Origin of the sequence: Mobilicoccus sp. (assembly GCF_032060985.1) — a bacterium.
Classification (GTDB): domain Bacteria; phylum Actinomycetota; class Actinomycetes; order Actinomycetales; family Dermatophilaceae; genus Mobilicoccus.
The window spans coordinates 45,366-70,795 of the sequence record NZ_DAMBGD010000015.1 but is presented as its reverse complement, the minus strand read 5'-3'; the positions used below and the strand labels follow the sequence as shown (position 1 = coordinate 70,795).

At 72.0% G+C, this 25,430-nt stretch carries 24 protein-coding genes; 8 read left to right on the top strand and 16 right to left on the bottom strand.

Annotated features, from left to right (window positions below; all coding sequences use genetic code 11):
• Positions 1–60: 60 nt before the first annotated feature.
• The 9 genes from RT054_RS12095 to RT054_RS12055 all read right to left on the bottom strand — a co-directional run bounded on the left by RT054_RS12095 (position 61) and on the right by RT054_RS12055 (position 9,235).
• Entirely contained in the window at positions 61–2,325 is a 2,265-nt protein-coding gene (locus RT054_RS12095) for a bifunctional diguanylate cyclase/phosphodiesterase (protein ID WP_313023851.1), read from the bottom strand.
• Between the two features lie 8 nt (positions 2,326–2,333).
• Positions 2,334–3,134 (bottom strand): EAL domain-containing protein, encoded by an 801-nt coding sequence (locus tag RT054_RS12090; protein WP_313023849.1) that lies wholly within the window; start codon positions 3,132–3,134, stop codon positions 2,334–2,336.
• Between the two features lie 192 nt (positions 3,135–3,326).
• Positions 3,327–3,692, bottom strand: a complete 366-nt coding sequence (locus RT054_RS12085; RefSeq protein ID WP_313023848.1) for a hypothetical protein — start codon at positions 3,690–3,692, stop codon at positions 3,327–3,329.
• Positions 3,693–3,873: 181 nt separating this feature from the next.
• Entirely contained in the window at positions 3,874–4,683 is an 810-nt protein-coding gene (locus tag RT054_RS12080) for a cytochrome b5-like heme/steroid binding domain-containing protein (RefSeq protein WP_313023845.1), read from the bottom strand.
• A 52-nt stretch (positions 4,684–4,735) separates the two neighbouring features.
• Positions 4,736–5,089: a cytochrome b5-like heme/steroid binding domain-containing protein gene (locus RT054_RS12075; protein WP_312722258.1), complete on the bottom strand. Its 354-nt coding sequence runs from the start codon at positions 5,087–5,089 to the stop codon at positions 4,736–4,738.
• 139 nt (positions 5,090–5,228) lie between these two features.
• Positions 5,229–6,995: an NAD-binding protein gene (locus tag RT054_RS12070; RefSeq protein ID WP_312722256.1), complete on the bottom strand. Its 1,767-nt coding sequence runs from the start codon at positions 6,993–6,995 to the stop codon at positions 5,229–5,231.
• Between the two features lie 2 nt (positions 6,996–6,997).
• Positions 6,998–7,384 carry a DUF6394 family protein gene (locus RT054_RS12065; RefSeq protein WP_312722255.1) on the bottom strand — a complete coding sequence of 129 codons (387 nt, stop codon included), beginning with the start codon at positions 7,382–7,384 and terminating at the stop codon, positions 6,998–7,000.
• Between the two features lie 143 nt (positions 7,385–7,527).
• Positions 7,528–8,475, bottom strand: a complete 948-nt coding sequence (locus tag RT054_RS12060; RefSeq protein ID WP_313023837.1) for a nucleoside hydrolase — start codon at positions 8,473–8,475, stop codon at positions 7,528–7,530.
• A gap of 208 nt (positions 8,476–8,683) precedes the next feature.
• Positions 8,684–9,235, bottom strand: coding sequence for a type 1 glutamine amidotransferase domain-containing protein (locus tag RT054_RS12055; protein WP_313023835.1), 552 nt, complete (start codon positions 9,233–9,235; stop codon positions 8,684–8,686).
• Between the two features lie 109 nt (positions 9,236–9,344).
• Here RT054_RS12055 and RT054_RS12050 point away from each other — a divergent pair, with 109 nt between their 5' ends.
• Positions 9,345–10,262: a 5,10-methylenetetrahydrofolate reductase gene (locus tag RT054_RS12050; protein WP_312722250.1), complete on the top strand. Its 918-nt coding sequence runs from the start codon at positions 9,345–9,347 to the stop codon at positions 10,260–10,262.
• A gap of 55 nt (positions 10,263–10,317) precedes the next feature.
• Positions 10,318–10,695, top strand: a complete 378-nt coding sequence (locus RT054_RS12045; protein ID WP_313023832.1) for a hypothetical protein — start codon at positions 10,318–10,320, stop codon at positions 10,693–10,695.
• A 72-nt stretch (positions 10,696–10,767) separates the two neighbouring features.
• Here RT054_RS12045 and RT054_RS12040 read toward each other — a convergent pair whose 3' ends face one another.
• From RT054_RS12040 to RT054_RS12020, 5 genes are all read right to left on the bottom strand, one after another.
• Entirely contained in the window at positions 10,768–12,618 is a 1,851-nt protein-coding gene (locus RT054_RS12040; RefSeq protein ID WP_313023829.1) for an ABC transporter ATP-binding protein, read from the bottom strand.
• Between the two features lie 181 nt (positions 12,619–12,799).
• Positions 12,800–14,005 carry a sodium ion-translocating decarboxylase subunit beta gene (locus RT054_RS12035; RefSeq protein ID WP_313023826.1) on the bottom strand — a complete coding sequence of 402 codons (1,206 nt, stop codon included), beginning with the start codon at positions 14,003–14,005 and terminating at the stop codon, positions 12,800–12,802.
• A gap of 10 nt (positions 14,006–14,015) precedes the next feature.
• A complete protein-coding gene (locus RT054_RS12030; protein ID WP_312722245.1) occupies positions 14,016–14,462 on the bottom strand; it encodes a biotin/lipoyl-containing protein in 447 nt (148 codons plus the stop codon).
• Between the two features lie 76 nt (positions 14,463–14,538).
• Complete coding sequence (locus tag RT054_RS12025; protein ID WP_313023823.1) at positions 14,539–14,991, bottom strand: hypothetical protein; 453 nt, start codon at positions 14,989–14,991, stop codon at positions 14,539–14,541.
• Positions 14,988–16,481: an acyl-CoA carboxylase subunit beta gene (locus RT054_RS12020; RefSeq protein ID WP_396837289.1), complete on the bottom strand. Its 1,494-nt coding sequence runs from the start codon at positions 16,479–16,481 to the stop codon at positions 14,988–14,990. The genes RT054_RS12025 and RT054_RS12020 overlap by 4 nt, the downstream gene beginning before the upstream one ends.
• 254 nt (positions 16,482–16,735) lie before the next feature.
• Between RT054_RS12020 and RT054_RS12015 the strand changes: the two genes are divergently transcribed.
• The 3 genes from RT054_RS12015 to RT054_RS12005 all read left to right on the top strand — a co-directional run bounded on the left by RT054_RS12015 (position 16,736) and on the right by RT054_RS12005 (position 19,774).
• Positions 16,736–16,954, top strand: a complete 219-nt coding sequence (locus RT054_RS12015) for a hypothetical protein (protein WP_313023818.1) — start codon at positions 16,736–16,738, stop codon at positions 16,952–16,954.
• 136 nt (positions 16,955–17,090) lie between these two features.
• The gene (locus RT054_RS12010; RefSeq protein WP_313023816.1) at positions 17,091–19,112 is read left to right on the top strand and encodes an NADPH-dependent 2,4-dienoyl-CoA reductase; all 2,022 of its coding nucleotides are present in this window, start codon (positions 17,091–17,093) and stop codon (positions 19,110–19,112) included.
• A 95-nt stretch (positions 19,113–19,207) separates the two neighbouring features.
• Entirely contained in the window at positions 19,208–19,774 is a 567-nt protein-coding gene (locus tag RT054_RS12005; RefSeq protein ID WP_313023812.1) for a hypothetical protein, read from the top strand.
• 69 nt (positions 19,775–19,843) lie between these two features.
• Here RT054_RS12005 and RT054_RS12000 read toward each other — a convergent pair whose 3' ends face one another.
• On the bottom strand, positions 19,844–20,047 hold the full coding sequence (locus RT054_RS12000) for a hypothetical protein (RefSeq protein ID WP_313023810.1): 204 nt from the start codon (positions 20,045–20,047) through the stop codon (positions 19,844–19,846).
• A 288-nt stretch (positions 20,048–20,335) separates the two neighbouring features.
• On the opposite strand from RT054_RS12000, the gene RT054_RS11995 reads away from it, so the two are divergent.
• On the top strand, positions 20,336–22,075 hold the full coding sequence (locus RT054_RS11995; protein ID WP_313023808.1) for an alpha/beta hydrolase: 1,740 nt from the start codon (positions 20,336–20,338) through the stop codon (positions 22,073–22,075).
• Positions 22,076–22,633: 558 nt separating this feature from the next.
• On the opposite strand, the gene RT054_RS11990 is transcribed toward RT054_RS11995, so the two are convergent.
• Positions 22,634–23,326: a DUF3253 domain-containing protein gene (locus RT054_RS11990; RefSeq protein ID WP_313023805.1), complete on the bottom strand. Its 693-nt coding sequence runs from the start codon at positions 23,324–23,326 to the stop codon at positions 22,634–22,636.
• A 158-nt stretch (positions 23,327–23,484) separates the two neighbouring features.
• Here RT054_RS11990 and RT054_RS11985 point away from each other — a divergent pair, with 158 nt between their 5' ends.
• Both RT054_RS11985 and RT054_RS11980 read left to right on the top strand, forming a co-directional pair.
• Entirely contained in the window at positions 23,485–24,408 is a 924-nt protein-coding gene (locus tag RT054_RS11985; RefSeq protein WP_312720074.1) for an NADP-dependent oxidoreductase, read from the top strand.
• A gap of 263 nt (positions 24,409–24,671) precedes the next feature.
• Complete coding sequence (locus RT054_RS11980; protein WP_313023802.1) at positions 24,672–25,274, top strand: DUF2382 domain-containing protein; 603 nt, start codon at positions 24,672–24,674, stop codon at positions 25,272–25,274.
• The last annotated feature ends 156 nt before the right edge of the window (positions 25,275–25,430 follow it).

Here is a 25,430-nt window from a genome sequence, read left to right as displayed (position 1 = left end):
CCCTCGGCGCGCTCGTGCACGACGGACACCGAGAGCGCCCGGTGCCCACCGCCGTCGGGCTCAGCGCACCGCGTCGTGGGAGAGGGAGCTGATGACGTCGTCCACCGGCGCCGGGCGGCCGAACAGCCATCCCTGGGCCAGGGGGCAACCGAGGTGCTCGAGGATGACGGCCTGGTCGGGCGTCTCCACGCCCTCGGCGAGGATGTTGTCGATGCCGAGGCTGCGCACGAGGGCCATGACGGCCGCGAGCTGCCGGGTGGCGGCCTCCTCCTGACCCAGTCGGGCGACGAGGGACCGGTCGAGTTTGACGTCGTCGACCGGCAGGCGCAGCAGCGTCGAGAGCGAGGCGTAGCCGGTGCCGAAGTCGTCGATGAGCACGATGACGCCCTGCCGGCGCAGGTCGCGGATCGCCTCGAGCACGTGCGGGGCGGTGTCGACGAGCATCGTCTCGGTCACCTCGAGCCACACGGCGTGCAGCGGCAGCCCGGCCTCCCGCGCACATCGGCGCACCATCTCGGTGAACCCGGGGTCGAGGAGCTGGGCGGGGGAGACGTTGACGGAGACCGCGACATCACCCACGCGGGGGCATTCGCGCCGGATGCGGGCGAGGCCCGCGCACGCCTCACGCATCGCGAGTTCGCCGAGTTCCCTGATGAGCCCGAGTTCCTCGGCGAGCCCGATGAACACCTCGGGGGAGACGGGACCGAGTTCGGGCTCGTCCCAGCGCAGGAGGGCCTCCCAGGCGAGGGTCGTGTCGAAGGCGGCGCCACCGCGGATGGGTTGGAGGTGGACGCGGAACTGCTCCTCGGCGATCGCCGTGGCGAGCCGGTCGCCGAGCGTGGCCCGGATGCGGCTGCTCTCGGCCAGGGCCTCGTCGAAGAACACGACCTGGCCGGTGGCGCGGGCCTTCGCCTCGTACATGGCGACGTCGGCGCGGCGGAGCATCTCCTGTGCGTCCACCTCGTCGGTGGGCAACGCCAGGGCGGCGCCGACGGTGATCGTCACCGTGTGCTCGCGTCGTGCGTTGACGACGAGGGGTTCGCGCAGGGAGGCGCGCATGCGGTCGGTGAGCGCGAGCGCGGCCGCCTGATCGGGGACGTCGGCGACGACGACGAACTCGTCGCCGCCGTGGCGGGCGAGGGCGTCCCCCGGCGCCAGGCTCGCCGCGAGGCGCGTCGCGACCTGGCGCAGGAGGTCGTCCCCGGCGGTGTGACCCCAGGTGTCGTTGACGTGCTTGAAGTCGTCGCAGTCGACGAAGACGACCGCCGTCCCGGACGACCCGCGCGCATTCCGACCGAGTCGCCTGGTGAGGGTCTCGAACAGCGACGACCGGTTGAGCAGCCCGGTGAGGGGGTCGTGGGCCGCGCGGTGCCGACTCCGGGCCTCCGAGCCGGTCAACGCCTGCATGGTGCGGGTGAGCCGGACGAACACGAGCACGAGCAGCACGGTGACGAGCGTGGGGCGGGCGATCGCGTCGATGGAGCCGTAGAGCGGGACGGACGTGGCGAGGATCGCCGGCGAGATCGTGAAGAGGATGAGCGCGGTGGGCCGGCGCGACCCGCGTTCGTCGTCCACCGGGTGGTACTGCAGCTCGACGACCGAGGGGTGCCCGGCCGCGATCGCGTATCCGAGGTAGGCGAAGAGGTAGCAGGCGAGCAGGGGCCTGACCCACTCGGGGGCGAACAGGTGGGCGGCCGCGTAGGCGAGGTCGAGGCCGAGCTGCAGCGTGAGGACGAGGATGAAGACCTGAAGCGCCGGCACCGTGCGGTGGAGGCGCCGTGACAGGTTGACCGCGAGCGCGAGAAGGGTGAGGTCGGTCGCGGGGTAGACGCCGAGGGCCACGCCCCTCGGCTGCATCGACCCGGCGGCCATAGGGACGACCATGATCACCCAGACCAGCAGCAACGCCCCCACCGTCACCGCGATCGTGTCGAGGATCGTCGACTCGTCCTGCCGCCCGAGGTGCACGGCGAGGGCCCCGAGCCACACGACCAACAGGGCGTACCCGAGCACATAGGTCGTGTTGACCACGCTCTCCGGGCTGTCGGAGAGGATGTAGTTCGCCGTGAACGACAGGATGAAGCACGCGCCGGCGAGGGTCTGGGGCGCCCACACCTGGAGCGGACGCACACCTCGCAGGATCGGGGACAGGCAGAACACCGTGACGAGGACGATCGCCGCGCCGCCGTAGAAGACGTGGCCGAGGCCGAAGGCGTCGACGGTGAAGGCCACGGCACACGCGGTGGCCAGCACGAATCCGAGCGCGATGCAGAGTCGGGTCCCGCACCTCGAGCGGAACTGCCGGGCCGCCGGGACGTGCGACATGGGTGTGCTCAGGCGTCGGGGAGGGTCATGGGGTGGTCGAGCGTGTCGCCGGCGGGGGAGGGCTCGCCGAGGAGGAACCCCTGGGCCCATTCGAAACCGAGGTCGCGCACGAGGGCGAGCTGCCCGGAGGTCTCCACACCGGCGGCGACGACGGGCAGACCCACGTCCTGGACGGCCCGCGCGAGGCGCGCGAGGGCGTCGGCCTCACCGGCGAGCACGCGCGGGTGCAACGTGATGATGTCGACGCCGACCTCGCCGGCCGCCGGTAGCAGGTCGAGGTCGGCGTCGGTGAATCCGTCGAGGCAGAAGGAGATCTCCATCGCCTGGAGGTGCCGCAACCGATCGAGAGTGGCCGCATCCCTCTCGTCGACGAGGTCCCGGAACAGGACCGTGGGGATGTCGACGAGGAGCCGGTCACCGGAGATCTCGTGGCGGCGGAGGGCCGCGGTGACGTCGGCGACGAGGTAGGGGTGCGCGATCGTGTCGCGGCACGCGTTGACGCGCACGATCAGTCGCGACCCGGCGGCGTCGCCGAGAGCGGCCTGGATCGCGGCGAAGTGGCCGATGGCGGCCTCGAGGACGCTGAGGTCGAGCTCGCGGGCCTGTCCGCGTTCGCGGGCCTCGGCGAACAGCCCCGCCGGTAGGCCGTCGGCCCCGGAGGACCCGGTGGTGTCACGCCTGGCCAGGGCCTCGAGGCCCTGCAGGGCATCGGTGTGCAGGTTGTAGAAGGGCTGGAAGAAGGTCACGACGGCGTCGGCGATGGCCTCGTCGACGGCCCCCGGTATTCCGGCCCCGGTGTCCATCACCATGGTGACTCCTCGTGTCCGCACGTGTGCCATTCGTCCGTGCTGCCGTGATTGTGAGAGCGATGAGGGACCAGTACACCCGACGGCGGCCCGGATCGGCGCCCCCATTTCGGTGTGTCTCGTCGTGCGATCGGCCTCCTCGTCCGAGTCGGCGGGGTGGAGAAGACCAGGTCGCCGCGGCCCTCCGTGGATTCCTCAGGCCTGGGCGTCGATGAGCAGGCCCTTGTCGAACATCCCGAACAGGGCGTTTCCCCCGAGACGCCGGGCCGCGAGCAGGAAACCGAGTCCCGTGCCGCCGCGCAGGGCGTCGAGGAGCTCCCGGGGCGGCATCCGCAACATCCGGCTCAAGCGGCCGAGCCCTTCGCGCTGGACCGGGGTGATGGTGTCGGAGAGCAACCCCGAGGTGAGCTCGGGGTTGGCGAACCCGCCGTCGGTGCGGTTCTCACCGCGCGCCGGGACGCGTCCGGGCGCGGCGGGTGGGGCGGACGCACCGACACCGGCGAGCGGGGGCGGCGCGGCAGCGGTGGCCGCCGACGCTCGCAACGGGTCCAAACCCTCCACGCCTGCCACGGTCACGGCCTCCCCATCGGCCGGTCCGGCGCCAACCTCACCCCTCCGGGCCAGGTTCTCGACAGTCGAGCACGGAGCCCCGTGACCGCGCCCGAGGGCGGGGAGCACGCGAGCGCCACTCGTCGGGCGGCGTGTGGCGGCGCCGCGGGCGGAGTGCGCACGGGTGGGGCCGTCAGCCCTCCTCGCCCTCACCCGCCGAGATCGTGCCGAGCCGGGACGGTGCAAGCGTGGTGGCCGCGTCGGGCAGGCGCTGCGAGACGGTCGCCCCGCCGTCCTTGCCGCAGGCGGGAACGAGGGCCGGCTGGTCGGCCGGGTGCGCGGCGAACCAGGGGGTGAGGTCGTAGACGGTGCCGTCGATCACCGTCCAGCACGAGGCCGGGTCGGCATGGCGGGCCACCTGCTCCATCGAGAACGCCCGGGTCTCCTCGCCGGTGCCGGTCCCGTCGAGCGCGCCCCGCCACGTCGCGTCCGCGCCGGAGTGCCCGACGACGACCGTGAGGACCGTCGTCGCGACGGCGAGGGCGGCCGTCACGAGGCCGAGGACGCGGGGCCACGTGCCGCTCCGGCGAAGGGCCGGGGTTGCCGAGGAGCCCGTCGCCGTCGTCCCTCCTGGGGCCACGCGGTCGCCGGAGGTGACCTGGCCGGACGCGGCCGCCGTACGCCGCCGGGTGAGGAACCACCAGGTGGCCGCCGCGAGCCACGTGAGTACCGCGACCGCGAACAGCCGGTCGGCCCATTCGGCGTGCTCCACCGGCGTGCCGAGGTGCCCGGCGAGGGCCTCGCCGGACTCCTTGGCGAGGAACGTCGCGGGGACGGCGATGGTGAGCAGGCCGAGGGAGACCGCGCCGAGCCGCCTGCCCCACCACGGCCAGAACACCGCGGCGACCAGCGACAGCGCCGAGAGCGGCAACAGCGCGACCGCCGCGTGGACCGCGAGGGGGTGGACCGGCAGGCCGGTGATCGAGTCGAAGAGTCCGTCCATCGGTGTCTCCTGGGGCGTCGTGGCGTCGGGCGTGGTGGGTGGGGCGGCGGGGTCAGCTGCCGAGGACGCCGATCTGGAAGGTGGCGAGGCGGTTGTGCGGTGCGGTGTCGTTGCCGTGCTGTCCGTCGAACGCGCCGGAACCATCGGTGCCGCAGAGGGCTTCGATCCGGCTCCTGCCGCCGGGGTGCTGCCCGATCCACTCGGTGACGTCGTAGACCTTGCCGTCGATGGCGGTCCAGCAGGAGTCGGGGTCGGCGTGCTTCTCGACCTCGGCCATCGTGAACGTCGTGCTCGATGCCGTCGCGGGGGGCTGGGCGGCGGGCGTCTGAGCGGTGTCGTCGTCGCCGCACGCGGCGAGGGCGGTCGTGAGCAGCAGCGCGGCGCTGCCGGCGAGGAGGCGCTTCATGAGGGTCCTTTCGAAAGCATGGTGCGAGGCCACGGTACGAGAGAGCGCCGAGGGTCGACGACGCTCGGACCGTGTCGCGATGCGCGGCGGCGAGGACGCAGACCGACGGAGGACGCCACAGGCGGCCGGACATGGCCGCTCACGGGTGGCGGGCGCGCCGGACGTGGTGCCGACGCCTGCGGGCGTAGACGTCGCTCGCGCCCTGGACCCCGGTGAGTCTGCGCCACACCCACCCGTCGGGGACGCGGCGCCCGGTGGCGACGTATTCGACGACGGAGTCGTAGTCGAGGACCTGCACGAGTTCGTCGAGGGCCCGGTGGGTCCCGGCGAGCAGGAGTTGGTCGTGGCGTCGGAGCTCGACCTCGTCCTCGGGTGCGTAGATCGTGTGCCCGTCACGCACGATGAGCAGGGTCGTCAGCCTCAGGGGCGCGTCCCGGTCGTCGGGCTGACGGGCGAGATCACCGACGGTGAGGCGGGAGTGCTGCAGCCACCGGTCGATGGCCGGGGCACCGCGCCGATCGAGGCGGACGAGGCGACGTTCGGGGGGCTCCTCACCACAGTGTTCGCCGATGCGGGCGAGGAGCCGCGTCGACCACACGTCGTCCTGGGCGAGCGCGTGCTCGACGAAACTCCACGTCACCGGGGTCACGACGCGGACGAGGGCCTCGTTGGCCACGAGATCGGTGGGCGAGTAGACCGCGTCGATCTGGAGGGCCTCGACGAGGGCGCGGTGGGCGTGGGAGGCCTGCCGGACGGCGACGAACAGGTCGGCGTCGTCGCGGCGGGCCCGTTCGGCGAGGGCGAGGTTGACGGTGTCGGAGTCGGCGCCCGCGATGAGCCCGACGGCGTCGCCGACGTCGAGGTGCTCGCTGCTCGCCTCGACGACGTCGACCTCGAGGCCGGTGCGGCGGAGGTCGTCGGCGACCTCGGTGACGAACGCGTCGTCGCCGACGATGATCCAGCGCCCGTCGGTGACCATCGGCGCACGGTCGGGGGTCGTCACCCCCTGTTCCGACATGAGGGTCGCGACGAGTCGGTAGGTGTCGGGCCGTTCCATCGCGAGCAGGAGGTACTCGCCGAACCGGTCGGAAGGGTGGACGACGGCGCCGGCCTCGAGCTCACGCATGTGCGCGGCCGTCGAGCGGGTGTGGGCCCGGGCGATGACGGGGACGTCGGGCCGCAGCAGCGAGACGGCGATGACGATCGCGAGGTTCGTGTCGTCGTCGTCGGTGAGAGCGAGGACGGCCTGGCAACGGGACTTGCCGAGTCCGGCGAGACCGAGCACACCGGGCAGGGAGCCGTCGGCGGAGAGCCCGGGCACGTCGGCGTAGAGGCTCTCGGTGGCGAGCCGGTCGATCGCCGAGTCGGCCCGGTCGACGACGACGACGCGATGGCCGTGGGCGTCGAGTTCGAGGACGACCTGCCGTCCCGCCTTGCCGTAGCCGGCGACGATGACGAAGTCCTCCTGCAGCCGCCGCACCCGGCGTCCGAATCGGTGGGTGGTGAACGCCTCCCGCACGGTCTCGTCCTGGACGAGGTTGATGCACGTGCCGATCGCGTAGGCCCACCCGATGACCGTGAGGTAGATCGAGAACGTCACCCACATCCGTTGCGGCGTCGTGAAATCGGTGATCTCGCCGAAACCGATGGTCGTCGCCGTGTAGGTGATGAAGTAGAACGACTCGAACACCCCGAGGCGGGTGCCGTCGGGGCCCGGGATGAGGGTGAGACCGACGACCGAGACCGAGAAGATGCCGATGAGGACGATGAGCGGCACCCGCAGGCGGCGCAGCATGAGGAAGATCGCGTCGGTGGAGGGGATCTCCCTGGGTACCGCGACGGGCAGGAAGCGCCGCGCCCGCCGGGCCCGCGGGTCCGACAGCATGAGCAGCAGCGGGTTGGCCATGGTCAGCGGCGCTGGAACGAGATCGTCTCGACGACGAGGAGGACGAGCGAGACGAGGTTGGCGAGCAGGGCGCCGCCGGAGAGGGAGACGACCTGGGAGATGGCGTGGCGGGTCAACCCGTCCGGTTGCACGCTCTGGAAGAACACGAGCAGGCCGGTGGCCGTGAGGAGTTGGAGGCAGGCCACGAGCGAGGTGGCGAGGTGCGTCGCGCCCATCTGGGTGCGGTCGCCGAACTTGAGCACGAGCGCGATGACGTTGACGACGACCGCCGCATAGAGCTCCCAGGGACTGTGCAGGGCGGGGTCGCCGAGGTCGCCGATGAAGAAGCCGAAGTTGAGCGTCGCGGCGAGCAGCACGACGAAGGAGAAGACGACCTTCTCGAGATTCATACGGTCGAGGCTAACCGCCGGGGTCGCCCGAGGCCCGACGTCGGTGACCTGCGGTTCTCGTGTCAGGCCGGTTTCCCCGTCCATGCGGGGCCGGACCCGTCCCAGGCTCGCCGCGCCCCCCTCGAGCGCACTGCCGTGTCGGGCTACGCCGACGCCTTCGCCGCGAGGCGGTGGAGGGCGTCGAGGACGAGGTCCCAGAAGCGGTCGGCGTCGAGCGTCTCGGCGATCCGGGTTCGGCACGACTCGTCGGCGGGGAAGCGGAGGTCGGCGACGGTCATGCCGCGTGTGAGGGTGCCGGTGAGTTCGACCTGCAGCGGCGCACGGCGGGTCGTCATGACGCCGGGGTCGATGACGTGGGCGACGGCGCAGGGGTCGTGCAGCGGGGGGTGGTCGAGGCGTCCGCTCGCGCGGTAGGCGTCGCGGTAGAACGAGAGCATCCCGAGCGTGAGGTCGGCGACCGGGCCGCCGACCTCGGCGATGCGCGCGAAGACGTCCTCGGTCGCCTGGGCCTGGTGGGTGAGGTCGAGGCCGACCATCGTCACCGGCCATCCCGCGGTGACGACGATCTGCGCCGCCTCGGGGTCGCAGGCGATGTTGAACTCCGCGACCGGGGACTGGTTGCCTCCGCGCACGGCGCCACCCATGAGGACGACCTCGAAGACGCGCTCGACGATGCGGGGTTCGCGTCGCACGGCCAGGGCGATGTTCGTCAGCGGCCCGATGGGCACGAGGGTCACGGTGCCCGGGTCGCGGCTCATCACCGTCTCGAGGATGACGTCGACGGCGTGACGCGGGTCGAGGTCGCGCCGCACCGGCGGTGGGGTGACCCCGCCGAGCCCGGAGTCGCCGTGCACGTGCCCGGCGTCCTGCATCGGCTCGAGGAGCGGGTGGCCGGCGCCCGCCGCGATCGGTGCGGTGACGCCCGCGAGGGAGCCGACGGCGAGGGCGTTGTGCGTGACCTTGTCGAGGACCTGGTTGCCGCCGACGGTCGTCACGGCGAGCAGCTCGACCTCGGGGTTGCCCTCCGCGAGCATGATCGCCACCGCGTCGTCGAGACCGGGGTCGCAGTCGAGGATGATCTGGCGGGGCATGGCGCCTCCTTGCTCGGGGGTCGCGTCGCGGCGAGGTCGGCGACGGCTCAGGTGAGCTCGCAGGCCCCCATCGTCGGTCACCGGGGTGCCCACCGGGTGGGATCACGCCTCATCGGTCCCGCCTGCAGGCAGCGGGTCTCGACACGAGGCGCACCGACGCACGACGGGCCCCGCCGGATCGGCGGGGCCCGTCGAAGGGAGGATCGGCTCACTTCGTGGCGGCGGCGACCTTCTCGATGAGGGTGGCGGAGAACACCTCGAGGTCGCCGGGGTTGCGGCTCGTGATGAGGTTGCCGTCGACGACGCACTCCTCGTCGGTCCAGTCGACGCCGGCGTTCTTGAGGTCGGTCGAGATCGACTCGTAGCTCGTCATGCGGCGGCCCTGCGCGAGGCCCGCGTCGATGAGGATCCACGGACCGTGGCAGATCGAGGCGACGGGCTTGGCGGCGTCGAAGAACGCCGTGACGAAGGCCTGCGCGTCGGTGTCGATGCGGAGGGTGTCGGCGTTGATGGTGCCGCCGGGGATGACGAGGGCGTCGTAGTCCTCGGCCTTGGCGTCCTTGACCTCGACGTCGACGTCGAAGGTGTCGGCGTGGTCCCAGTCACCCTTCATCGCGGTGATCGTGCCGGACTCGGGGGAGACGAGGACCGGAGTGCCGCCCGCCTTCTTCACCTCGGCCCAGGGCTGGGTGAGTTCGGCCTGCTCGACGCCGTGTCCGAGGAGGAAGGCGACCTTGGTGCCGGAGATGTCCGTGGGCATCGTCGGCTCCTTTCGTTGTCGGGGGACGTGTGCGACCCATACCCATCGCCCGCGGGGGCGACACGTGGGTCACCGGTGGCAACACCGGCCCGGCCGCTACCCTTCCGAGGTGTCCGACTTCGCCTCCGCCCTCGCCGACCGAAACGTCCTTCTGCTGTTCGGGATGACCCCTCCCCGCGTCACCGTGTCGGAGGAGAAGGCCGACGAGGTCGCGAACGCCATGCTCACCCGCCTCGGCGGTCTCGACATCGACGGCCTGATCCTCTACGACCTCGACGACGAGAGTGAACGCACCGACGAGGAGCGTCCGTTCCCCTACCTCGAGACCGTCGACCCCGCCGACTTCCTCGAGCGGCACCTCGGGGGACTCGACGCGCCCGCGATCGTGTACCGGTCCATCGCGAAGTACGACGAGGCCCGCCTCGCCTCCTGGCTGGACTCGGCGGCACACGGGCAGCCGACGGTGTTCGTCGGGGCACCGTCCGCGCAGCACAGGGTCGAGGTCCCGCTGCCGGAGGCCCAGGCCATGTGCCGCACCCGCCGCCCGGACATGCCGCTCGGTGCCGTGATGATCCCCGAGCGTCACAGCGGCCGCGGCGACGAGCACATGCGCCTCATCGCGAAGCAGGAGGCAGGGGTGAGCTTCTTCGTCTCCCAGGTCGTCTACGACATGGCCGGCGCGAAGAACCTCGCCTCCGACTACGCCTACACGTGTCGCGCGCGGGGGATCGCCCCCGCCCGGCTCGTGTTCACGCTGTCGCTGTGCGGCTCGCGCAAGACGCTGCAGTTCCTCGAATGGCTGGGCGTCGACGTGCCGCAGTGGGTGCGCAACGAACTCGTCCACTCCGCCGACCCGCTCGGGATGTCGGTCGTCCACGCCCTCGAGACCGCCCGGGAGCTGCGGCGGTTCTGCCACCACCTCGGCGTGCCGATCGGGTTCAACGTCGAGAGCGTGTCCACCCGCCGCGCCGAGATCGACGCCGCCGTCCACCTCGCCCGTCAGATCGACTTCGAGATGCGCCGCTGAGTCGGACCGGTCGACTCGTCGGGTGGGTTCGCGCGACGGTGGAGGAGGTGAGCACGTGAGCGATCTGCAGTGTCCGGCGACGTTCGTCGTCGTGGGTCCCGGACGCCCCGCGCCGGGCAGGGACCCGGCCGAGCCCGTGGCCGCTGTGTACGTGGCACCCGGCCGCAGGTGCGAGGTCCGCCCGGGCCAGGCTCGCGTGAGCACGGGCCGCGCCGGTGTGGGGGACGACGCGAGGGTGGCCGCCCCGGACGTCTCGGACGCCTCCGACCTCGGCGCCGGCCCCCTGTGGTCGGTGCTCGAGGACCTCGCCGACCTCCACCGTGGGTGCCGCGTCGTGGTCCTCCCCGACCGTGTGGAGCCGCCGCTGGCCACGGCCGACGACGTGCTGATCGTCCGCATCGACGCCGACGGCGCCACGGTCACCCGGACCTGACCGGCAGCCGGGCCCGTCGCACCGCGCGGGGCCGCGCCGGTCTGTCCGACCGCGTGACGAGGTGGGGTCTCGTCAGCGGGCGGTCTGGTAGGCGTTGAGGTAGGAGTCCTCGCCGCGGCGCTGGAGCGCGAGGAGTTCGCCGTAGACCCCGCCGGTCGTCGCGAGCTCCGCCGGGGTGCCGATCTCGTCGACCACCCCACCCTTGAGGGTGACGATCCGGTCGACGCCCGCGATGGTCGAGAGGCGGTGGGCGATGACGAGGGAGGTGCGCCCGGCCATGAGGGCCTCGAGGCCCGCCTGCACGGCCCGCTCGGAGCGGGTGTCGAGGGCGCTCGTCGCCTCGTCGAGGACGAGCACGGAGGCATCCTTGAGCATGGCCCGCGCCACCGAGATCCGTTGCTTCTGACCGCCGGAGAGCTTGAGGCCGCGCTCGCCGATGAGCGCGTCGAAGCGGTCGTCGAGCAGACCGATGAACTCCTCGGCGTTGGCCCGGGACGCGGCGAGGGCGACCTCCTCGTCGGAGGCCTCGGCGTTGCCGTACCGGATGTTCTCCCCGACCGTGTCGGAGAACAACGACGGGTCCTGGAAGACGATCGAGACGCGTCGGCGCAGGTCGGCCGGGGGCAGCGTGGCGATGTCGACCCCGTCGAGGCGGATGTGTCCCGAGCGCAGCGGGTAGAGACCCAGCAGGAGGTTGACCAGCGTCGTCTTGCCGCCGCCGGACTCGCTGACGAGCGCGACACGTTCACCGCGGCGCACGTCGAAGGTCACGTCGCGCAGCACGTCGGGGCCGTCGCCGTAGCCGAAGCGCACGTCCTCGAACTCCAGCACCGGCGCGTCGTCGGCGCGGGCCGGGATCGTCGGTCGCGTCTGCGGGGCGAGGGCCTCGGTGGCCCGCATGACGCGGAAGTAGTCGCGGGAGCCCGCGACCGCGTGCTGGGCGGTGTCGAGCATGAAGCTCATCATCTCCACCGGTTGGCGGGCCATCGTGACGAGCTGGATGAGCAGCACCATCTGGCCGATCGAGAAACCGCCGTCGAGCGTGCGCCAGAAGATGACGAGGTACATGCCGGCGAAGACGACGTTGAGCACGCCCCGCCGGATGACGTCCATCGTGTGCCAGTGTCGGGCCTGGGCGCGGGTGGTCGCGTCGGTCGCATCGAAGTGACCGGCGAACGTCTGCAGCTCGTGGCGTTCCCGCACGAAGGACCGCACGACGCGGATCTGCCCGATGACCTCGGCGAACCGCCCACCCGCCTCGTCGACGTGGGCGTTCTTCTCACCCTCGAGGCGCTGCCACGTGCGGGAGGTGAGACCCGTGAGCCACACGTACACGGGGAACATGACGAGCAGCATCACCGCGAGCGGCCAGTAGTACACGGCGCTGATGACCAGGACCGCGATCGTCTGCACGAGCATCGAGAAGAACGTGTTGGCCATCGCCTTCGCGAACTGGCTGACCTCGGCGATCGAGCGGTTGAGGCGGGAGACGATCGTGCCGGTCATCTCCTCGTCGAACCAGCTCTGCGGCAGCCGCAGGAGTTTGTCGAGGTACCGCGTCGACAAGATCGCCCGGATGCGGTTGGAGAGGACGTCGCCGGTGTACCCGCCGATGTTCTGGACGACGGTGGCGAGGAGTTGGGAGAGCAGGATGGCCCCGGCGAGCAGCGCGACCGGACCGACCGCCGAGGTGCCCTCGCCCGCGGAGACGGCCTCGACGATGAGGTCGGTGGCCCGCCCGATGAGGAACGGCGTGACGAGACCGGCGGCGGCCGTGACGACCGCGCAGACCGCGACGACGACGTAGTGGCGGCGCAGCTCTCCGGTGAACCGCACGATCGAGAACAGAGACGCGATCGTGCCCTCGTCCCGGGGAGGAGGCGTCGACTCCGCCGACAGGGGCGGTGTGGTGTGGTCGGACATGCTCGATCCTCGCGTGTCGGGTCGGGTGCCGGTCGCGCCCGGCGGGAGGGGTGCACGGGCGCGACCGTGCCTGTGTCAACCTCCGCGCCCCACCGGCGATTCCCGGCGGGACGCGGAGGGGACGGCCGGGAGCTGCCACCCGATCGGGTGGGCCGCTCGGGGCCGAGGCGACACAGGGACGTCAGCGCAGCAGTGCGACGAACGCGCCCGCGATGATCGCCGAGGTGATGACGCCGCTGATGTTCGCGCCGAGGGCGGCCGGCATGACGATCGCCGCGGGGTTCTCGTGGCCCGCGACCTTCTGCGCGACCTTCGCGGTCGTGGGCACACAGCTCACGCCGGCGATGCCGACGACGGGGTTGACCTTGCGGCCGCTCGCGAAGTACAGCACGTAGCCGCCGAGGATGCCGCCGACCGCGGAGACCGTCAGGGCGAGCATTCCGAGGACGAGGAGCTTGAGGACGACGGGGTTGAGCAGCGTTCCGGCCTCGCACAGCACACCGAGGGTGAGCCCGAGGAAGAACGTCGCCCCGTAGAGGAACACCTTGCTGATGAGGTCCTGGAACTGCGGGATACCGGCCTCGCGCACGGCGACACCGATGAACAGGGAGAAGAACAGAGGCGCCGCGACGGGGAACAGCAGGCACAGCAGGGTGCACACGACGACGGCGAAGGCGAGCTTGCTCCCGGCGGTGATCCGCTTCTGCTTGCCGGGAGGCATGGGCAGGCCCCGCAACCTGGCCGGCACGAGGGCCCGCACGAGGTAGGGGAAGGCGCCGTAGGCCAGGCCGAGGTAGAGGTACCCGACGACCGTGATCGGCACGAAGAGGTCGGGCGCGAGGATGAGCGAGACGAACAGGACCATCGGGCCGTCCGCGCCACCGATCGTCGCGACGGCCGCGGCCTGGCCCGGGTTCATGTCGAGCATGAGCGCCAGCGGGAAGACGACGAACGTCCCCAGCTCGGCGAACAGGGCGATGAGCATGCTCTGGAACGGCCGCGCCATGACGTACCCGACGTCGAGGAGCACACCGATCCCCATGAACACGAGGCAGGCGATGAGGCCGTTGCTGAACATGAACGTGTAGACGGGTTGCAGCCAGTTGATCTGCAACACGTTGATGACGTCGCTCGGTTCCTTGACCAGGGGGTCGATGAACAGCGTCCCCGTGCGTCCGTCCGCGAGGAGCAGCACGCCCGCGTTGACCGACGACATCCCGAGGCCCATCGGGATCATGAGCAGCGGCTCGAGCACCTCCTTCTTGCCGAGGTACACGAGGAGGAACCCGAGCGTGATGAGGACGATGCGTCCCGCGGCCACGCCCGGGTCCTGCATGAAGAGGGTCCCGATGCCTTGGAAGACACCGCCGAGATCCGAGAGGTCCACGCCGCGCCCCTCAGGAGAGGGTGAGGATCGGTGCCCCGGACTCGACGGCGTCGCCGACGGCCGCGTCGATCGTCGCCACGGTGCCCGCGGCGCCGACGACGATCGGGCTCTTGAGCTTCATCGCCTCCATGACGGCCACGATCTGGCCGGGGGAGACGGTGTCGCCGACGGAGACGCCGATCTCGACCACGACGCCGCTCATCGGCGCGAGGACGGCCGTGGCGCCGTCATCGCCGGCGTTCGCGCCCGTGGGGGCGGGTGCCGCCGGCCCGGTCGACGGGGAGGACCCGCCCAGGGCGTCGGGGGGCGCCGCGACGGGTGCGGTCACGGGTGCGGTGGCGTTCGTCGGGGTCATCGATCGATGGTCGGGATAGAGGTGGTTGCCGGTGTCCGTGAGGTCCTCGACGGTGACGTCGTAGGCGTGTCCCTCCACCGTCACGCGCAGGTGTCTCAGCATCGGTGGTCACTCCTGTGGGATCGGTCCGGCGGCGCGGCCGGGTGGGTCGGGTGGTGGGTGGTCGTCAGGCTCGGGTTCATGGCGTGCGGCGTCCCGGGTGGGTGCGGCCGACGTTGTGCGAGGTGTGGTGGGCGGTGCGGCCCTCCGCGGCCCAGCCGGCGCCACGGACGGGTTCGATGTGGACGACGACGGCGGCGTCGTCGAACACCCCGGCGACCGCGGCGGAGATCGCCGCGACGTGACGGGGGTCGTGCCCGGCGGCGGTGAGCGCTCCGGCGGTCCCTGCGGGACGTCCCCCCGCGGCGCCGGCGGGGGCGGCCGACGAGGCCCCGAGGCCGGCCGGGGCGGCCGACGATCCACCGTTGCGCCCGAGGATCGCGGTGAACCCCTTGATGAGGAGCGCGACGAGCATCGACACGACGATGACGATGACGAGGACCGAGATCGTCACCGATCCCGCCGACACCGGCTCCGTCACCGCCGGCGCGGGGGCCGCCATCGCGGCGCTCACGATCAGGAGAGCGCTCACAGCGGGATGTTCCCGTGCTTCTTGGCGGGCCGCAGCTCGCGCTTGGTGAGGCTCTTGCGCAGGCCGAGGGCGAGGGTGGCGCGCGTCTCGGAGGGGTCGATGACGTCGGTGATGTATCCGCGGGCGGCCGAGCGGTAGGGCGTCGCGTGTTCCTCGCGGTACCGCTCGATGAGTTCGGCCCGCGTCGCCTCCACGTCCTCGGCGTCCTCGAGTTCGCGCCGGTAGAGGATGTTGACCGCGCCCGCACCGCCCATGACGGCGATCTCGGCGCCCGGCCAGGCGTAGACGGCGTCGGTGCCCATCTCCTTGCTGCACATCGCGAGGTAGGACCCGCCGTAGGCCTTGCGCAGGATGACGGTGAACTTCGGCACCGTCCCGGAGGCGTAGGCGAAGAGCATCTTCGCGCCGTGACGGATGATGCCGCCGCGCTCCTGCTCGACGCCGGGAAGGAACCCGGGGACGTCGACGAGGGTGACGAGCGGGATGTTGAAGGCGTTGCAGAACCGCACGAACCGGGCGCCCTTGTCGGAGGCGTCGATGTCGAGGGCGCCGGCGAGGTGGGTCGGCTGGTTGGCGAGGAGGCCGACGACGATCCCCTCGATGCGGGCGAACCCGACGATGAGGTTCTTGGCGAAGTCGGCCTGCACCTCGAGGAGCCGTCCGTCGTCGACGAGGCGGTCGATGACGGCACGGACGTCCATCGGCATGGACGGGTCCTCGGGGACGAGGTCGTTCATGCCCTCGTCCCGGTCGAGGCGCAGCTCGCCGGTGAGACGGTGCGGGGGGTCCTCGGTGTTGTTCGTCGGGAGGTAGGAGAGCAGGTCGCGGACGATCTCGACGGCGTGCTCGTCGTCGTCGGCGAGGAAGTGGACGTTGCCGCTCACGCTCGCATGCATCTGTGCGCCACCGATCTCCTCCGCGGTGGTGGCCCGTCCCGTGACGGCGCGGATGACCTGGGGGCCCGTGATGAACATCTGGGCGTTCTCCCGGGTCATGACGATGAAGTCCATGAGCGCGGGGGAGTAGGCGGCACCGCCCGCGCACGGCCCGCAGATGACGGCGATCTGTGGGACGACCCCCGACATGAGGACGTTCTGGTAGAAGACCTCGCCGTAGCCGGAGAGCGCGTCGACGCCTTCCTGGATCCTGGCGCCGCCGGACTCCTGGAACGCGACGAGCGGGATGCCGAGGCGGGTCGCGGTGCCCATGAGCTCGACGATCTTCATCGCGTGGGTGTGGCCGAGGGTGCCTGCGGCGACGGTGGCGTCCTGCGCGAACGCGGCGACGAGTTCGTTGTCGACGTATCCGGTGCCGGTGACGACGCCGTCGGCGGGCAGGGTCTTGTCGCCGAGGTCGCGGCAGTCGTGGTGGGCGTGCATCCCCGACTCCTGGAACGTGCCGCGCTGGAAGAGGCGATCGAGCCGCTCGCGGGCCGTGAGCAGGCCCCGGGCGTGGCGCTTCTCCTGGGCGGCCTCGCCACCACCGGCCATCGTGTGGGCGCGGCGGCGGCGCAGTTCCTCGTGGTGGTCTCGTGACACGGCGTACTCCTTCGCCCCCAGGTGTGCGTCGGTGCCGGTGAGAGGAGCGACCCGTCGGCCCGTGGGGCATCGGAGCGGAGGTCGACCCTGGCCTCTGTTGCAGGGTAGACGCGTGGAGCGCAGCGAAGTCGGTCTGTGAGCAGGGACGGGACCTCAGGCCCGGTGCGATCGGGATCTTGGATCCGCACCGCCGCTAACGTGGATGGGTGACCGAGAAGAGGACGACCTGGCCGTCCCGGAGCCACGTGGTCGTGATCGCCGTCGTCGGCCTGATCGGCGGGGTGGCATACGCGGCGCTGTCACCGGCACTCACCGACGACATCGCGAGTTGGCCCCTCCGGCTGCTCGCCAAGCTCGGCATCGCGCTCGGCCTCGGCGCCGTCATCGCACTCGTGTCCGTCGTCGTCGATCGCCGCCGCTCCTGACCCCCCCGATCTCCCCGATGTCCCTGACCTCCTCCTGACCTCAGCCGACACCGCGGACACCACGGGGGCAGGGGGTGACGAGCGCCTCTCCCGTGGAGGGATGCCATGGGTGAGGGCGCTCGCTACCGTTGCCCGCATGGCCGACTACCCGCACCTGCTCGCTCCCATCGACCTGGGGTTCACGACCCTGCCCAACCGCGTGCTCATGGGCTCGATGCACGTCGGCCTCGAGGAGGCGCCGGACGGGTTCGAACGCCTCGCCGCGTTCTACGCCGAGCGGGCCCGCGGCGGCGTGGGTCTCATGGTGACCGGCGGCATCTCCCCCGACGAGAAGGGCCGGCCCTTCCCCGGCGGCGCGATGATGGTGAGCGAGGAGGACGCCGACAAGCACCGGGTCGTCACCGAGGCCGTCCACGAGGCCGGCGGCAAGATCTGCCTCCAGATCCTCCACTTCGGGCGCTACGCCTACCACGAGGACCTCGTCGCGCCCAGCCCCATCCAGGCGCCGATCTCCCCCCACGTCCCCAAGGAGATGAGCACCGAGGACATCGAGGCGACGATCGAGGCCTACGCCCGGTGCGCCGAGCTCGCGAAGTCCGCCGGGTACGACGGCGTCGAGATCATGGGCTCGGAGGGGTATCTCATCAACGAGTTCATCGCCTCCCGCACCAACCACCGCGCCGACGAGTGGGGTGGCCCCTACGAGAACCGCATGAAGTTCCCCGTCGAGATCGTCCGCCGCGTCCGCGAGCGCGTCGGCGAGGAGTTCATCATCATCTACCGCCTCTCCATGCTCGACCTCATCGAGGGCGGGTCCAGCCGCGAGGAGGTCATCCGCCTCGCCCGCGCCGTCGAGGAGGTCGGTGCGAGCATCATCAACACCGGCATCGGCTGGCACGAGGCCCGCATCCCCACGATCCACACCTCGGTGCCGCGCGCGGCGTTCACCTGGGTGACCAAGGGGCTCAAGGGTGCGGTCGGCATCCCGCTCGTCACGACCAACCGCATCAACACCCCCGAGGTCGCCGAGCAGGTCCTCGCCGAGGGCGACGCCGACATGGTGTCGATGGCCCGCCCGTTCCTCGCCGACCCCGAGTTCATGAACAAGGCCGCGGCGGGGCGCTCCGACCGCATCAACACGTGCATCGGCTGCAACCAGGCGTGCCTCGACCACACGTTCTCCGGGCTCACGACCTCCTGCCTCGTCAACCCGCGTGCCTGCCACGAGACCGTCCTCGTCATCGAGCCCACGACCCGCCCGCGCAAGGTCGCCGTCGTCGGCGCCGGGCCCGCGGGTCTCGCGGCCGCCACCACGGCGGCGCGGCGCGGGCACGAGGTCACGCTGTTCGAGTCCGACGACAAGATCGGCGGACAGTTCGACATCGCCCGCCAGGTCCCCGGCAAGGAGGAGTTCGCCGAGACCATGCGGTACTTCACGCACGAGCTCGAGGACAGCGGCGTGCAGGTGCGCCTGTCCACCCGCGCGGACGCCGACGACCTCGCCGGGTTCGACGCGGTCGTCCTCGCGACGGGCGTGACCCCGCGCGTGCCCGAGGTCGAGGGCATCGACCACCCCAAGGTCGTCACGTACTACGACCTGCTCAAGCACAAGGCTCCGGCCGGTCGCACCGTCGCCGTCATGGGCGCGGGCGGCATCGGGTTCGACGTGGCCGAGTACCTCACCCAGAACGGCCCGTCGGGCGCCGAGGACCCCGACGCGTTCGCCGCCGAGTGGGGCATCGACCGCGAGTACGCCCACCCCGGCGGCCTCATGACACCCGAGCGCCCCGAACCCGCCCGCCAGGTCACGCTGCTCCAGCGCAAGACGAGCAAGCTCGGCAAGGGTCTCGGCAAGACGACCGGATGGATCCACCGCACGTCGCTCGCCCACCGCGGGGTCGTCATGGTCCCCGGCGTCACCTACGACCGCATCGACGACGACGGTCTGCACGTCACCGTCGACGGCGAGCCGCGCACTCTCGACGTCGAGACCGTCGTCGTCTGCACGGGTCAGGAGCCGCTCCGCGAGCTGTACGACTCGCTCGCCGAGCGCCTCGGCGCCGACAACGTCCACGTCATCGGCGGCGCCGACGTCGCCGCGGAACTCGACGCCAAGCGCGCGATCAAGCAGGGCACCGAGGTCGCCGCCGCCCTCTGACCCCTCGCCCCTTCCGCCGCGGCGCCCCCACCCGGATGACGTCATCGACGACGTCATCCGGTGGTGGTGGGGGCGCACGGTGACAGAGTGGACCCATGCGCTTCCGCAACTTTCACGCCGGGTGCTGCGGGTACGTCCCCACCAGGGCGGACGGATCGGAGTGGTCCCACGTCCTCACCCTGCGTGACGGCAGCACGGTGTACGCCGACACCGCCGAGGAGGTCCTCGCCGAGCTCGTCGAGGGCTGGTCGGACATGTCCGAGGACGCCCGCGGGGAGGCCCTCGTGTCGCACGCCGCCGACGCCGCGCTCCAGGCGCAGCGGCAACGGATCGAGGCCGCCGCCCTGCAGGGTCGGCTCGACAGGTCCGACGCCGACGACCGGGCCCTCGTGCAGTTCCTCGAGGCCGACAAGCGTGCCTCGCTGCTGCTCGAACTCCCCGACGCACCGGGGGTGCAGGCCGACTGGTCGGCCGCCGTCGACCTCGTCCTCCTCACCACGAGCTACGCCCCGTACGGGGAGCACCCACCGATCGGCGGTCGCGTCGTGTGGCTCGACCCCACCGACCCCGTGTCCTACCTCGCGAGTCTGCGCACGGTGGGGCTGTACGACTACTGGACGCTCGCGGGCAGGACGGGGCAGGTGCGCCCCGCCTCGCGATGAGGCGGATCCCGGTGGTGCGCCACGAGGCCGGTCGACGCGGGCCGCTGCCGGTCGAGGGCGCGTGGTCGGTCAGTGACTCGCCGTGCTCCGGGACCGGGTGAACAGGAACAGGGCCATGGCCAGGATGAGCGTCGAACTCACGAGGATGAACCAGCCCACGGGTTCGAGACGCCCACCGGTGAGGAGCGTCCATGCCTGGGGACCGAGGATCAGCAGCATGCTGATCGCGATGAGCAGGTACACGCCCGGATTGGAAGTGTTCTCGGCAGCCACCCGGCGAGTCTAAGCGCGGGGACGCAGCCGTGCGGTCCACGAGACCGGCCCCCGGAGGACAGGCCCCGCAGGACAGGCGGGGCACCTCGACACGCGCCGCCGTGGCCGAGGCCGGAGCCGCCGCCCCGCCGTCGCGGGGTCCCCGTTCGGTCGAGCGACGGGGCCGAACGTCATCCTCGAGGATGATTCTGGCCGGGAGGCGTTGTCGAGAAACGGGTTCGGGCCCTTCGGCGCCCGTGTTGGTGCTCTGATGGGCGCATCACGCCGATCCCCGTCAAGGAGCTCCCGATGGATCGTCACACCCTCCGCTCCCGGTTGGTCGCCGGTCTCGGAGTCGCCTCTCTCGCCACCGCGCCGCTGATGGCGGCCACCGCTCCGGCAGGCGCGGCCGCGCCGACACCCGCACCCCCGCCGACCCCGGCCACGCCCGCCCCGACGCCGAGCCCCACGGGCCCCGTCCCGGCTCCTGCGCCTACGACGACCCCGGCGCCTCCCCCCGCGAAGGCGCCGATCACGTGGAGGCGATGCGGCTCCATGCAGTGCGGCGCACTCGACGTGCCCCTCGACCACGCCGACCCGCGCAAGGGCACGATCACTCTGGCGATCTCGCGTCGCCCGGCCGACGACCAGAAACGCAAGCTCGGTGTGCTGTTCGTCAATCCGGGTGGGCCCGGCGGGTCCTCGGTGACGGCGGTGCCGATGTTCGCGCAGATCCTCGGTCGGGACGTGCGGGCACGGTTCGACCTCGTCGGCGTGGACCCTCGGGGGGTCGGCGGCTCCGACCTCGCCATCTGCGAGGGCGTCAAGGGCGAGACGATGCCGACGACCGACGTGATGTTCCCGTGGCGGGCGCAGCAGGCGCCTCAGTTCCTCGCGGCGAACGAGTTCCTCCGCCACCTGTGTCGCACCTCGAAACCGAGGATCCTCCCGCACATGACCACGGCCGAGGTCGCCCGCGACATGGACCTCGTGCGCGCGGCCCTCGGGCAGAAGAAGCTCAACTACTACGGCGTCTCCTACGGCAGCTACCTCGGCGCCACGTACGCCAACCTCTACCCCCGGAACGTGCGCACGATGGTGATCGACGGCGTCCTCGACCCGGTCGCGTGGGCGACGGGCCGGGGGAACGAGGCGCGGAGCATCCCGGTGACCACCCGACTCCGCAGCGACATCGGCGCGCAGGAGTCTCTGATGTCCGCCATCGCCGAGTGCGAGGCCGTGGGGCCGACCGCCTGCCGGGAGCACGACACGATCCGCGACGACTGGGCGGCGGTCTCGGGGCGGATGCGCGACAAGGTCGTCACGGTGACGCCGGGGGACGAGGGCACGGAGCTCACCTACGACCTGCTCATCGCCATGACCCTGGGGTCCCTCTACGACCCCGAGGCCATCCCTGACCTGCTCGCGCTCGTCCACGAGTTCCGGGTGGCGGCGGATGATCCCGCGGCGAAGAAGACCAAGCCCGCCGCCTCGCTCACCCGGGCCTACGCCAAGGTCGTCGAGCGCGACCGGCGCAACCGCAAGGAACGCATCGGCTACGACCCGCCCACCCCCGAGCCGCCGGAGGAGGAGGCCCCGCCGACCTGGTCCCCGATGTTCGAGGGGGTCGTCTGCGGCGAGACGCGCAACCCGACCGATCCGGCGGCGTGGATCCGCGCCGGTGCGATGGCCGACCGACGCGCCCCGGGGTTCGGTCCCTTGTGGACGTGGGCGTCCTCGGTCTGCCCGGGGTGGCCGGCGAAGGGGGCCCGCGCCTACAGGGGTCCGTTCACGGCGCGTCCGGCGGGCGGACTCATGGTCATGACGACGGCGCACGACCCCGCGACGCCGTTCTCCGGCGCCCGGGCGATGCATGCGATGTCCCCCGGATCGCGGCTGGTCACCGTGCCCGGCTGGGGCCACGCCACCCTCGATGTGAGCGGATGCGCCAGCAAGACGCGCAACGATTACCTCCTCAGCGGCAGACTTCCCGCCACCGACAGGATCTGCCGCCCCGACCACCCGTTGTTCACCGACCTCGGTCGCTGATCTCCGCGCGCGACCTTCGGGCCGACCCGTCGGTCCCCGGACGCGACCACCGGTCGACGACCCGTCGACGCGCGTGCTCGACCCGGCCCGGCACCCCGCAGGTGCCGGGCCGGGTCGTGTCCGGGGCTTGTCGGTGGACGTGCTCGGCGACATGGAAGGAGGCCACCGGGGAGGCCGGCACCGGTCCGGGATCGACATGTGGGTCGCCCTCGGCCCTCGGGCCCTCGCCGGTGTCGGGAGACGTCCGCTCGACTCCGCCGCCGTCGCGGGTCGGGTGCGTGGGTGCGGGCCCGAGGTGGAGTCGTGCGCCGTCGCGGTCGGTCCCGGTCCACGGGATGCGTCATGCGCCGTCACGTGTCGAGCGTTCGGGGAGGTCGCCGCGGTGACTCACGCATGTCCCGGAGACCGCGGCGCGGCTCCCGTGTACCGCGGCGCGGCTCCGGGATGGCGCCGAGGTCACCCGGGGCCCGGCGCCCGCGAACTTCGAGGGCGTGGGCGAGCGCGCGGGACGGCACCGCGTGGGCCGCGGCACCGCCGTCCGCGGTGGCGACACGGTGGTCAGGACCGAGGGGCGAGGTCACGCGGGGCGAGGCGGACGGGGCCGGTCACGGTCGCCGGGTCGACGTCGACGCCCTTCTGTTGCACGCCCAGGACCCCGTCGGCCGCCAGCTCCGCGGCGACGTCGCGGGTCATGGGCATGAGGTCGCGCCAGTCGTCCCCGCCCACCACTCGTGCCGCCTCGCTCGGGCAGATCGTCGTGCCGCCCCGGTGCCGCAGCAGCGCCCGGATCGCTGCGCCGAGGCGTACGCGGCGTCCCGCATCGGTGGGGTACCACCACTCCTCCCCTCGCTCGCCGAGGGCCACCTTCGCGTCCTGGACCCGAGGTCGCGCCGCGGTCGGCTCGGTGCGGACGAGCCGTCGTGCCGCCATGAGCTCCTCGACGAGTTCGACCCGCAGCTTCTCCGGGATGCCGGGATCGCTCGCCCGCCAACGGCGCCCGGCGATCACGAGGTACCGCCCGTCGGGTGTGCGCTCGGGCACGGTCGCGTCGCGGTCGCTCCCGCCGGTCGGGGGTGACATGTCGGTCTCGCCGGTCTCGCCGGTCGCACGCCCGTCCCCGCGGCGGCGTCCGCCGGCATCGTTCGCCTGGCCGTCGTGTGTGCGGCCGTCGTGTCTGCCGCCGTCGTGGCCGCTGCCGTCACTCCCGCCGACGCGGGGCCTGCCCTCGGTCCCGCGGTGTGCCGTCGTCATGCCGTCAGCGTAGGCCCGCCCGCGTGAGCTGAACCACGCCCGCCGCACGGGCGCCGCCGCCGCGGGGCGGGGACCGGAATACCTCACCCCGGGGACCGGTTGCGGGGGCTGGCCGAGCCGCCCGGGTTCGGCAGTGAGGAGTGATGATGAGCGACACGATGCGTGCCGTCACCTACGAGCGTTACGGCGACCCCGAGGTGCTGACCGTCACGACGGCTCCCGTGCCGAAGGTCGGGCCGGGGGAGATCCTCGTGCGGGTCCGCTCGGTGTCGGTCAACCCCGTCGACTGGAAGATCATGGCCGGTGGTCTCGACGCGATGATGGACGCGGTCTTCCCGGTCGTTCCGGGATGGGACGTCGCGGGCGTCGTCGAGCAGGTCGGCATCGACACCCCGGAGTACGCCGTCGGTGACGAGGTCGTCGCCTACGCCCGCAAGGACGTCGTGCACGGAGGCACCTTCGCCGAGTTCGTCACCGTCCCCGTGCGGTGCGCCGCGCCGAAGCCGGCGTCCGCCTCGTGGAACGAGGCCGCCGGCCTCCCGCTCGCGGGACTCACGGCTCACCAGGTCCTCACCCGACTCGGCGTCGAGAAGGGCACGACGGTGCTCATCCACGGCGCGTCCGGTGGTGTCGGACGCATGGGGGTGCAGCTTGCGCGCGAGCTCGGGGCTCGGGTCATCGGCACCGCGTCGGAGAAGAACCACGACATGCTCCGCGAGCTCGGCGCCGAGCCCGTCACGTACGGCGACGGACTCGCCGACCGCGTACGCGAACTCGCGCCGGAGGGTGTCGACGTCGTCGCGGACTTCGTCGGAGGCGTCGTCGACGTGACGACCGCGGTCCTCGCGGAGGGTGGCCGCCACGGGTCCATCGCCGACCCCGAGGTGCTCGGATCAGGCGGCCAGTGGATGTGGGTGCGTCCCGACACCGAGGACCTCACCCACCTCTCCCGGCTGGTCGACGACGGGCGGCTCAGCGTCGAGGTCGCCGAGGTGTTCCCCTTCGAGAAGGCCGCCGACGCCTTCACCCTGAGCAAGGACGGACACACCTCCGGCAAGATCGTCGTCGTCGTCTCGGAGTGAGGCCGGGCGGGCGTCCGCGGTCGGGCCCGGCGTCACGCGCGCCCTTCCGTCGTACATCGATGAGAGGCGGACGGGAGCCACGACATCGTCGGCCTTCTGACCAGCAGTGTCGCGGCACCGCGTGCCGGGTCCGGCTCTACCGGCCCATCGACGTACGACGGAGCGGCGGTGCCTCGTCGATCGGGCCCGCTCCGGTCGCCGGGGGCGTCGAGGCGTGGGACTCTCTCAGAAGACCTCGTCGCCTCGTCCGAAGGAGTGAAGCCATGACCGCCGGCCCCGACACACCCCGCGACCACGCCCACGACCACCGGGACGGTGCGACATACGACGACGCGCACGCCCTGCGCGACGCCGACCGCGAGGCGGCCGGCGACGTCATCCTGCACGCCGAGGAGATGCGCGTCCGCACCGAACGCGTCCCCTCGGGGCGGGTCATCTTCCGCAAGCGGGTCGTCACCGAGGAACGCACCGTCGTCGTCACGGTCCGCCGTGAGGAACTCGAGATCATCGAGGATCACGACACGTCGAACCTCGACGCGGCCGACGTCGAACCCACGGTGGACGGCGACCACCTCGACGCCCCGGCCGGTGACGGGGACTCCCTGCGGGGCCTCCGGCGCACCGACGACGGCGACTACGAGATCGTCCTCCACGCGGAGGAGCCCGTCGTCACCGTGCAGACCGTCCCGGTCGAGCGCGTCCGCATCAGCCGCCGCACGGTCAGCGCCACCGAGAACGTCTCGGCCGAACTCGCGCGTGAGGAGGCCGTCGTCGAGCGTGACGGTGGCGAGGGCCGGCGCGTCCCGGGCCACGGTCGGAGCCAGGGGGCCGGTGACGACGTGCCCGCGCGCCACGATCACCGCTGACACCACCACTCCACGCCCCTGATCGACCAGCCGCCCATGGCCCACGACCCCGCCGCGGACCTCGGCCCCCCCGGGCCGGGGTCCGCGGCCGTGTCGCAGCCCACATCCGGGTGACATGCGCGGCGAGCGCCGCGCCGCGACACTCGTGATGCACGG